The sequence below is a fragment of the Bradyrhizobium sp. PRIMUS42 genome, from assembly GCF_023006515.1.
Lineage (GTDB): Bacteria > Pseudomonadota > Alphaproteobacteria > Rhizobiales > Xanthobacteraceae > Bradyrhizobium.
The window spans coordinates 1-8,551 of sequence record NZ_JALBGZ010000234.1; the positions used below are offsets into that span (position 1 = coordinate 1).

Sequence of the window (8,551 nt, forward strand, 5' to 3'; positions counted from 1 at the left end):
CGTCGCCGACATCGACGCAACGCGCGCCCGCCTGATCGCCGCAGGCCTCGACGTCACCGAAGTCCGCAAGGGCCGCAAGCCCGGCACGCGGATCATGACGGTACGGAACGGCACTTGCGGGATTCAGACGGTGCTCTTGGAGCGCTCGCCGAAGCCGGTGGAGTAGCGCGCCGCGCCCTCCGTTCGAACCCTTCGTAGGGTGGGCAAAGCGGAGCGTGCCCACGTCTTGGCCCAATTGATGCGAAGACGTGGGCGCGCAAGTGCACCTTTGCCCACCCTATGAGGCTTGCGTCCGGGGCACGAGATCGTTCTCAAACGCCCGTGCGCGTGTTACATGCGTCACTAGAGCACCCAGCGAGCACCCCGGTTTGGCGAAGGCAAAGCGAACTCTGAAATGGCAGCGTGACCCCGAGGGGATGCGGCTGCGCATTCTCGAAGCCGCCAAGCAGGAATTTTCCGCCCATGGCCTTGCCGGCGCGCGCGTCGACCGCATCGCGGCCAAGGCCGGCGCCAACAAGCGCATGCTCTACTACCACGTCGGTAACAAGGACGAGCTTTATCTGGCGGTGCTCGAAGGCGCCTATGACAAGATCCGCAGCGAGGAGCGCGGGCTCGATCTCGAACATCTCGACCCGCCCGAGGCCATCAGGCGCCTGATCGAGTTCACCTGGAATTACTTCCTGCGCAATCCCGAATTCCTGTCGCTGCTTCAGACCGAGAACCTCGCGCGCGCAAAGCACCTGAAGAAGTCGACCAAGGTCAAGTCGATGCACTCGCCCTTCGTCGAGATGATCCGCACAGTGGTGCACCGCGGCGTCGACAGCGGCGATTTCCAGGTCTCGGTCGATCCGGTGCAGCTCTACATCTCCATCGCAGGGCTGTGCTTCTTCTATCTCTCGAACTCCGCGACGCTCAGCGTGATCTTCGGCCGCGATCTCTTGGATAAGAAGGCCAAGGACGAGCGCCTGGCACACATGGTGGGCCTCGTCCTCGCGGCGCTGACGGGGCAGTCGGTCGCGCTGTTCGAGATCGCGAAAGCGCCAAAGTCGCGCAGCGCGGTCGTTCAGACGGCTTAGTCGCTGTTTCCCCAACCTCCGCTGTCATCGCCCGACTTGAACACCTGATCGGGCGATCCCGTATTCCAGAGGCGCCAGCGGATACGGTGAAGTCGCGGCGTACTGGACCCCGCTTTCGCGGGGAATGACACTGAGAGTGGGCGGTCCCGTGCCCCGGACGCAGCGCAGCACGCAAGAGCGCTGCAGCGCGGCCGGGACAAGGAGCGCCAGTGCGGATACTCACCCCAACAGCCCGGAACCCGCCGCAAAACGTCACAGGGAAAGCTCTGGACAGTATTTATCCAACGGGTTAATTTCTCCGCCAACGACAAGAATGCCGGGAGTGAGAATTGGCCGAGCTGAAGCAGCAAGGTGCAGTGTCCAGGATGCTGAATGCGGCCTGGATTCGGCCGTTTTTGTTCCTGGTCTTCATCGTGGTCGCCTGGGATCTTTCGATCCGGCTGTTCAGGATTCCCGCCTACCAGATCCCGGCGCCCCTCGATGTCGTCGCAGTGCTGCGCACGGAATGGCCGGAACTGCTGCGCCAGTCCTGGCCGACGACCTATGCGACCGTCTGCGGTTTCGCGCTGTCAGCGTTGTTCGGCATTCCCGTCGCGATGTTGATCGCGGGGTCCAAGACGGTGGAGAGCTACGTCTATCCGCTGCTGGTGTTCTCGCAATCCGTGCCGAAGATCGCGATCGCGCCGCTGTTCGTGGTGTGGTTCGGCTTCGGCATCATTCCCAAAGTCATCTCGGCATTCCTGCTCGGCTTCTTCCCGGTGGTCGTCTCCGCCGTTCAGGGCTTCAAGTCGGTCGACCCCGACATGGTCGATCTCGCCCGTGCGATGCAGGGCAGCCGCTTCCAGGTGTTTTGTGCGGTGAATCTGCCGCACGCGCTGCCCGCGATCTTCTCCGGCCTCAAAGTGTCGGTGACGCTCGCCGTGGTGGGTGCCGTCGTCGGCGAATTCGTCGGCTCCAATTCCGGCATCGGTTATGTGATGCAGCGCTCGATCGGCACCTTCGACCTGCCGACGATGTTCGCAGCGCTGGTGATCCTGGCGCTGCTCGGCGTGATCCTGTTCTGGGTCGTGGACCGGATCGAGAAGCTGGTCATTCCCTGGCATGTCAGCCAGCGTGAGGACGTGATTTTCGCCTCTTAACTAAACCAACGAACGGCCATCAACAGCCGACGCAACAACGGCAAAGGGAGAGTAACGATGAAGCGGTGGATAGGGGCTGTCTCGGCGGTGCTGATGACCTTCGCGGCCATGCCGGCGCAGGCGGCCGACAAGGTCGTGCTGATGCTGAACTGGTACGTCTATGGTGAGCACGCGCCGTTCTATTACGGCAAGGCTAAGGGTATCTACGCCGCCGAAGGCATCGACCTCGAGATCCAGGAAGGCCGCGGCTCGGCCGCGACCACGCAGGCGGTTGCCGCCAAGACCGCGGACTTCGGCTATGTCGACGTCCCCACCATGATGCGCGCCGCGATCAAGGGCGCGCCCGTGGTTGCGACCGGCGTGCTGCTCCAGACCTCACCGATGTCCGCCATGGGCTTCGCCGACAAGAACATCAAGAAGCCCGAGGACATCAAGGGCAAGACGGTCGCGATCACGCCGGCCGATTCCATGACCCAGATCTGGCCGTTGTTCCTGAAGAAGACCGGCCTCAAGGAAAGCGACTTCAAAACTGTTGCCGGCGACGGCCAGACCAAGCTCAACGCCGTCATCAACGGCCAGGCCGATCTGCTTCTCGGCTACGTCATGGACCAGTCAATGAAGATCAAGGACGCCACCGGCAAGGACGTCTACCCGATCAAGTTCGCGGACTACGGCATCAACATGGTGTCGTCAGGCATCATCGCCAACGCCGATTATGTGAAGGCCAATGCCGATCTCGTCCGCCGCTTCATGTCGGCGACGACCAAGGCGGTCGAAGCCGCCGAGAAGGAGCCGAAGGCCGCGGCACAGTCGATCCTCGATGCCAATCCCAAGGGCGGCAAGATCGACACGCTGACGCAGGGCTTTGAGCTGACCATTCCGCTCTACCGGACCGCGGAGACCAAGAGCAAGCGGCCGTTCCAGGTCACCGACCAGAACATGACGGACTCGGTCAATCTGATGGTCGAATATGGTGGTCTCGACGCCAAGGCCAAGGACAACCCGAAGGCCTTCTACACCAACGACTATCTGCCGAAGAGTGGCTCGTGAGTCGACAACCACAGTCGTTCCGGGGCGCCCGAAGGGCGAACCCGGAACCTCGAGATTCCGGGTCTGGTCCTTCGGACCATCCCGGAATGACGGTTCATAATTGCCGAGTTGAATTGAGATGACCCCAGCAGCGAAAACGGTAGGTGACGCGCAGCCGAGCGCGCACCTGCGTCTGGTGTCTGACCGTGCCGGCGATGCATCCGGCATCAAGCTATCCGGCGTGTCCAAGACCTACCGGACGCGCGATGGCGATGTGCCCTCGCTGCGGCCGCTCGACTTCCACATCAATGACGGCGAGTTCTTCGTCGTGGTCGGCCCCAGCGGCTGCGGCAAGTCCACGCTGCTCAAGCTGATCTCGGGCCTGCTGCCGCCGACCACGGGCGAGATCCTGGTCGAGGGTGAGAAGGTGACGACGCCGCACGGCAATGTCGGCATCGTCTTCCAGAATGCGTTGCTGCTGCCCTGGCGCAACATCCTCGGCAACGTGATGCTGCCGATCGACATGAAGCGCTTGCCGCGGCAAAAATATCTCGATCGCGCCAAGGCGCTGTTGAAGCTGGTCGGGCTCGAAGGGTTCGAGAAGAAGCTGCCCTGGCAGCTCTCCGGCGGCATGCAGCAGCGCGCCTCGATTTGTCGCGCACTGGTGCACGATCCCAAGATCATGCTGATGGACGAGCCGTTCGGCGCGCTCGATGCGCTGACGCGCGAGCGCATGAATGTCGAATTGATGCGGATCCAGCGCGAGACGAAAAAGACGGTTCTGCTGATCACGCACTCGATCCCCGAGGCCGTGTTCCTGGCCGACCGCGTGCTGGTCATGACCGAGCGGCCCGGTGCGATCGCCGCGATCTACGATGTGCCGCTGCCGCGCCCGCGTTCGCTCGACGTGATGGCCGACCCTGTTTTCACCGAGTTGGTGCAGCGCATCCGCAAGCACTTTTTCTCGCAAGGTTCGCTGGACTGAGATTATGGGATACGCCGCCAGCCACCACCAAGCCGGTGCGCTCCCTCCCCAGCTTGCGGGGGAGGGTCGGGGAGAGGGTGTCTCCGCTGGCAAGACTCCCCAAGAGGATAGAACCCTCACCCGGCACTTCGTGCCGACCTCTCCCGCAAGCGGGAGAGGCGCGTCGTCCGCGGCTACACCGCTCGTGTCAAGTTCACCTCGCTGCGTTGCAAGATCATGTCCCCGCGCCTGAAGCTGCGAGACATCGCCTTCTTCGAACGTCCCGTGCAGTTCGCGCGGCCGTTCCGCTTCGGCGCTGTCACCATCAACGCGACGCCGCAGCTGTTCGTGCGCGTCGAGATCGAGGTCGAGGGCAGGGGCGTCGCGGTCGGGGCCAGCGCCGAGCTGCTGGTGCCGAAATGGTTCGACAAACGGCCGGAGCTGTCGCCGGCGCAGACGGTCGATGGCTTGCGTCGCTCGCTGGAAATCGCGCGCGGGCTTTATCTGGCGCGGACGGGATTTCTGACTGCGTTTGACCTCCACGCCTCATGCATCGGTGCCCAGGTCGCGACCTGTGCAAAAAAGAACATTCCGGCGCTTGCGGCGGCCTATGGTCCGGCGGAGATCGACAAGGCGATCCTCGATGCGCTGCTGCGCGGCGTCGAGACCAGCTTCTTCGACGGAATGGGCGCCAACATTGCCGGCATCGACGCGCGGCTGTCTCCTGACCTGAACGAGAGGGATATCAGCACGTTTCTCTCCAGCCGCAAGCCGCTGCCCCGTGTTGCCATCAGGCATACCGTTGGCCTCGATGATACCGTCGAAGGTGAGGGCGGTGTTGCCGATGCCCATGAAAACGCCGGTGCAAATTACTTCAAGCTGAAGCTGTCGGGCGATCCTGTAGCCGATGCGGCGCGGCTGGTGCGGATCGGCAAGGAGCTGGATACGCTCGGGCGCGACACCAAGGTGACGCTCGACGCCAACGAGCAGTACGCCGATCTTGCCGTGCTGGGCGCGCTGATGGACCGGCTCGATCATGATCTCGCATTGCGGCCGATCGCCTCGCGCTTGCTCTATGTCGAGCAGCCGATGCCGCGCGACATCACGCGGCAATCGCCGCTCGGCTCGTTGGCTTCGCATGGCTTCATCATCGATGAAGCCGACGATTCCTACGATGCATTCCCGGCGGCGCGGGCGCTGGGCTATTGCGGCATTTCCTCGAAGTCCTGCAAGGGGCTGTACAAGTCCATCGTCAACGCGACGCGCGCGGCGAAGTGGAGCGCGGGCGGCGAAAGGTTCATCGTGACCGGGGAGGACCTCACCTGCCAGGCGGGCCTTGCCGTGCAGCAGGATCTCGCGCTCGGTGCCTTCATCGGCGTCACCCACGCCGAGCGCAACGGCCACCACTATGTCGACGGGTTTGGCGAGACGCCCTCCGCCGAAGCGCAAGCCTTCGCGGCCGCGCATCCCGATCTCTATGCCGATGCCGGGCAGGGCATCCGGCTCTCCATTCGCAACGGCGGTCTCCTGACGGGATCGCTCAACGCAACGGGCTTTGCGACCGCGGTCCATCCGGACTGGTCGGCACTGCGCCCGCTCGAACCGCCAACATCACTTCAGGAGTAATTGGCATGACCACGCAACGCCTCGGCCTCATCATGAACGGCGTCACCGGCCGCATGGGGCTCAATCAGCATCTGATCCGCTCGATCGTCGCGATCCGCGAGCAGGGTGGCGTCCGCCTGAATAACGGCGATCGCGTGATGCCCGATCCGATCCTGGTCGGCCGCAGCGCCGAGAAGGTCGAGGCGCTCGCCAAGCGCTACAGCATCACGCGCTGGACCACCGACCTCGATGCGGCGCTCGCCGACAAGAACGACACCATGTTTTTCGACGCCGCGACCACGCAGGCGCGCCCGGGCCTGCTGACCCAGGCCATTAATGCCGGCAAGCACGTCTATTGCGAGAAGCCGATCGCGACGAATTTTGAGGAAGCGCTCGAAGTCGTGAAGCTCGCCAATGCCAAGGGCGTCAAGCACGGCACGGTGCAGGACAAGCTGTTCTTGCCGGGCTTGAAGAAGATCGCCTTCCTGCGCGACTCCGGCTTCTTCGGACGCATCCTCTCGGTGCGCGGCGAGTTCGGCTATTGGGTGTTCGAAGGCGGCTGGCAGGAGGCGCAGCGCCCGTCCTGGAACTACCGCGACGAGGACGGCGGCGGCATCATCCTCGACATGGTCTGCCACTGGCGCTACGTGCTCGACAATCTCTTCGGCAACGTCCAGAGCGTCGTCTGCATCGGCAACACTGACATCCCCGAGCGCTTCGACGAGCAGGGCAAGAAGTACAAGGCGACGGCGGACGATTCCGCCTACGCGACGTTCCAGCTCGAGGGCGGCGTCATCGCCCACATCAACATGTCCTGGGTGACCCGTGTCTATCGCGACGACCTCGTCACCTTCCAGGTCGACGGTACGCACGGCTCGGCGGTCGCAGGTCTCACCGACTGCATGATCCAGGCGCGGCAGGCGACGCCGAGGCCGGTCTGGAATCCCGACGAGAAGCGGCTGCACGATTTCTACGGCGACTGGCAGAAGCTGCCTGACAACGTCACCTACGACAACGGCTTCAAGGAGCAGTGGGAGATGTTCATCCGCCACGTCTACGAGGAAGCGCCCTACAAGTTCACGCTGCTCGAAGGCGTCAAGGGCGTGCAACTCGCTGAATGCGCGCTGAAGAGCTGGAAGGAGCGGCGCTGGATCGACGTCGCCCCGATCAAGGTCTGACAATTTCGATGCTTATGATGTCGTCATTGCGAGCGAAGCGAAGCAATCCAGTCTGCTTCTGTGGAAAGACTCTGGATTGCTTCGTCGCTTCGCTCCTCGCAATGACGGGAGAGGTCTGAAATCATGAACAAGCCCGTCCTACCGATGTCGTCGTTGTCGCTGAAGCTGCCGAAAGCCGACCGGTCCATTGAGACCTACCGGCTTGCGGCCTCGCGCACGTTCCCTGCAAAGCTCGAAGGGCCGCTGAACCGCATCGCCTTCTCGGCCGTGCATACGGTCGCCGATCCCTTCGCCGACAACGATCCCTGGCTTTCCGTCACCGTCGACTGGGACAAGACCATCGCCTTCCGCGAGCATGTCTGGGACCTCGGCCTCGGCGTTGCCGAAGCCATGGATACCGCGCAGCGTGGCATGGGCCTGGACTGGCCGACTTCGCTGGAGCTGATCACGCGTTCGGTCGGTGCCGCAAAGCGCCGCAATGCGCTGGTGTTCTCCGGTGCAGGCACGGACCATCTCGCGGTCGAGGATGCCAGGAGCCTCGACGACGTGATCCGCGCCTATGAGGAGCAGGTCTCGGCGGTCGAGAAGGTCGGCGGTCGCATCATCCTGATGGCTTCGCGCGCGCTGGCAAAACTCGGGCGCAACGCCGATGACTATGCGAAGGTTTATGATCGCGTGCTGTCGCAGGTCCGCGAGCCCGTGATCATCCATTGGCTCGGCGACATGTTCGATCCGGCACTGTCGGGCTATTGGGGCACCAAGGATCTCGACAAGGCCATGGATACGGCCGTCGCGATCATCAACGGCAACGCCGCCAAGGTCGACGGCGTCAAAGTTTCGCTCCTGGACAAGCAGCGCGAGATCGACATGCGCCGGCGCCTCGACAAGTGCATCAAGATGTATACCGGCGACGACTTCAACTATGCCGAGCTGATCGCCGGCGACAGCGAAGGCTTTTCGCACGCGCTGCTCGGCATCTTCGATGCGATCGCACCGGCGGCGTCCTACGCGCTGTCGCGGCTGGCGGCTGGCGATAAGGCCGGATTCCACGACGTGCTCGGGCCGACCGTGCCGCTGTCGCGCCACATCTTCAAGGCGCCGACGCGCTTCTACAAGACGGGCGTCGTGTTCATGGCCTATCTCAACGGCCATCAGGACCATTTCACCATGGTCGGGGGACAGGAAAGCACGCGCTCCACGCTGCATCTGGCTGAACTGTTCCGTCTGGCCGACAAGGCCGGCCTGCTCGCCAATCCTGAACTCGCGACGCAGCGGATGAAGACCGTGCTCGCCACCCACGGTATCGAATCCTGATGCGCGATTTTTCGTCCGACCACCGCTGGCTGTCGCTGAACACGGCGACGGTCCGCAAGCAGGGTGACCTCGTCGAGATCATCGATGCCTGTGCGAAGCACGGCATCCGCGCCATCGATCCCTGGCGCGATCAGGTCGCATCCGTCGGTCTCGAGCGTGCCGCGCGCACGGTGCGCGATGCCGGCCTCGATCTGTCGGGCTATTGCCGCGGCGGCATGTTCACCTCGGACTCCTCGCGCCGCGGCG

At 63.4% G+C, this 8,551-nt stretch carries 8 protein-coding genes and 1 pseudogene; all 9 read left to right on the top strand.

The window, feature by feature from the left end; all coding sequences use genetic code 11:
- Positions 1-166, top strand: a 166-nt coding sequence (locus tag MOV75_RS18485; RefSeq protein ID WP_369010461.1) for a VOC family protein, incomplete at its 5' end; no start/stop codon positions are given.
- A gap of 202 nt (positions 167-368) precedes the next feature.
- Positions 369-1,076: a TetR/AcrR family transcriptional regulator gene (locus tag MOV75_RS18490; RefSeq protein WP_246924578.1), complete on the top strand. Its 708-nt coding sequence runs from the start codon at positions 369-371 to the stop codon at positions 1,074-1,076.
- Positions 1,077-1,405: 329 nt separating this feature from the next.
- Positions 1,406-2,215, top strand: a complete 810-nt coding sequence (locus MOV75_RS18495; protein ID WP_246924580.1) for an ABC transporter permease — start codon at positions 1,406-1,408, stop codon at positions 2,213-2,215.
- 57 nt (positions 2,216-2,272) lie between these two features.
- Positions 2,273-3,265 carry an ABC transporter substrate-binding protein gene (locus MOV75_RS18500; protein ID WP_246924584.1) on the top strand — a complete coding sequence of 331 codons (993 nt, stop codon included), beginning with the start codon at positions 2,273-2,275 and terminating at the stop codon, positions 3,263-3,265.
- A gap of 118 nt (positions 3,266-3,383) precedes the next feature.
- Positions 3,384-4,229, top strand: coding sequence for an ABC transporter ATP-binding protein (locus MOV75_RS18505; protein WP_246924587.1), 846 nt, complete (start codon positions 3,384-3,386; stop codon positions 4,227-4,229).
- Positions 4,230-4,445: 216 nt separating this feature from the next.
- Positions 4,446-5,834: a hypothetical protein gene (locus tag MOV75_RS18510; RefSeq protein WP_246924590.1), complete on the top strand. Its 1,389-nt coding sequence runs from the start codon at positions 4,446-4,448 to the stop codon at positions 5,832-5,834.
- Between the two features lie 5 nt (positions 5,835-5,839).
- A complete protein-coding gene (locus MOV75_RS18515; protein ID WP_246924594.1) occupies positions 5,840-6,991 on the top strand; it encodes a Gfo/Idh/MocA family protein in 1,152 nt (383 codons plus the stop codon).
- 123 nt (positions 6,992-7,114) lie between these two features.
- Positions 7,115-8,305: a dihydrodipicolinate synthase family protein gene (locus tag MOV75_RS18520; protein WP_246924598.1), complete on the top strand. Its 1,191-nt coding sequence runs from the start codon at positions 7,115-7,117 to the stop codon at positions 8,303-8,305.
- Positions 8,305-8,551: pseudogene (locus MOV75_RS18525) on the top strand (sugar phosphate isomerase/epimerase); the annotation flags it as partial. The gene MOV75_RS18520 and the pseudogene MOV75_RS18525, both read left to right, overlap by 1 nt.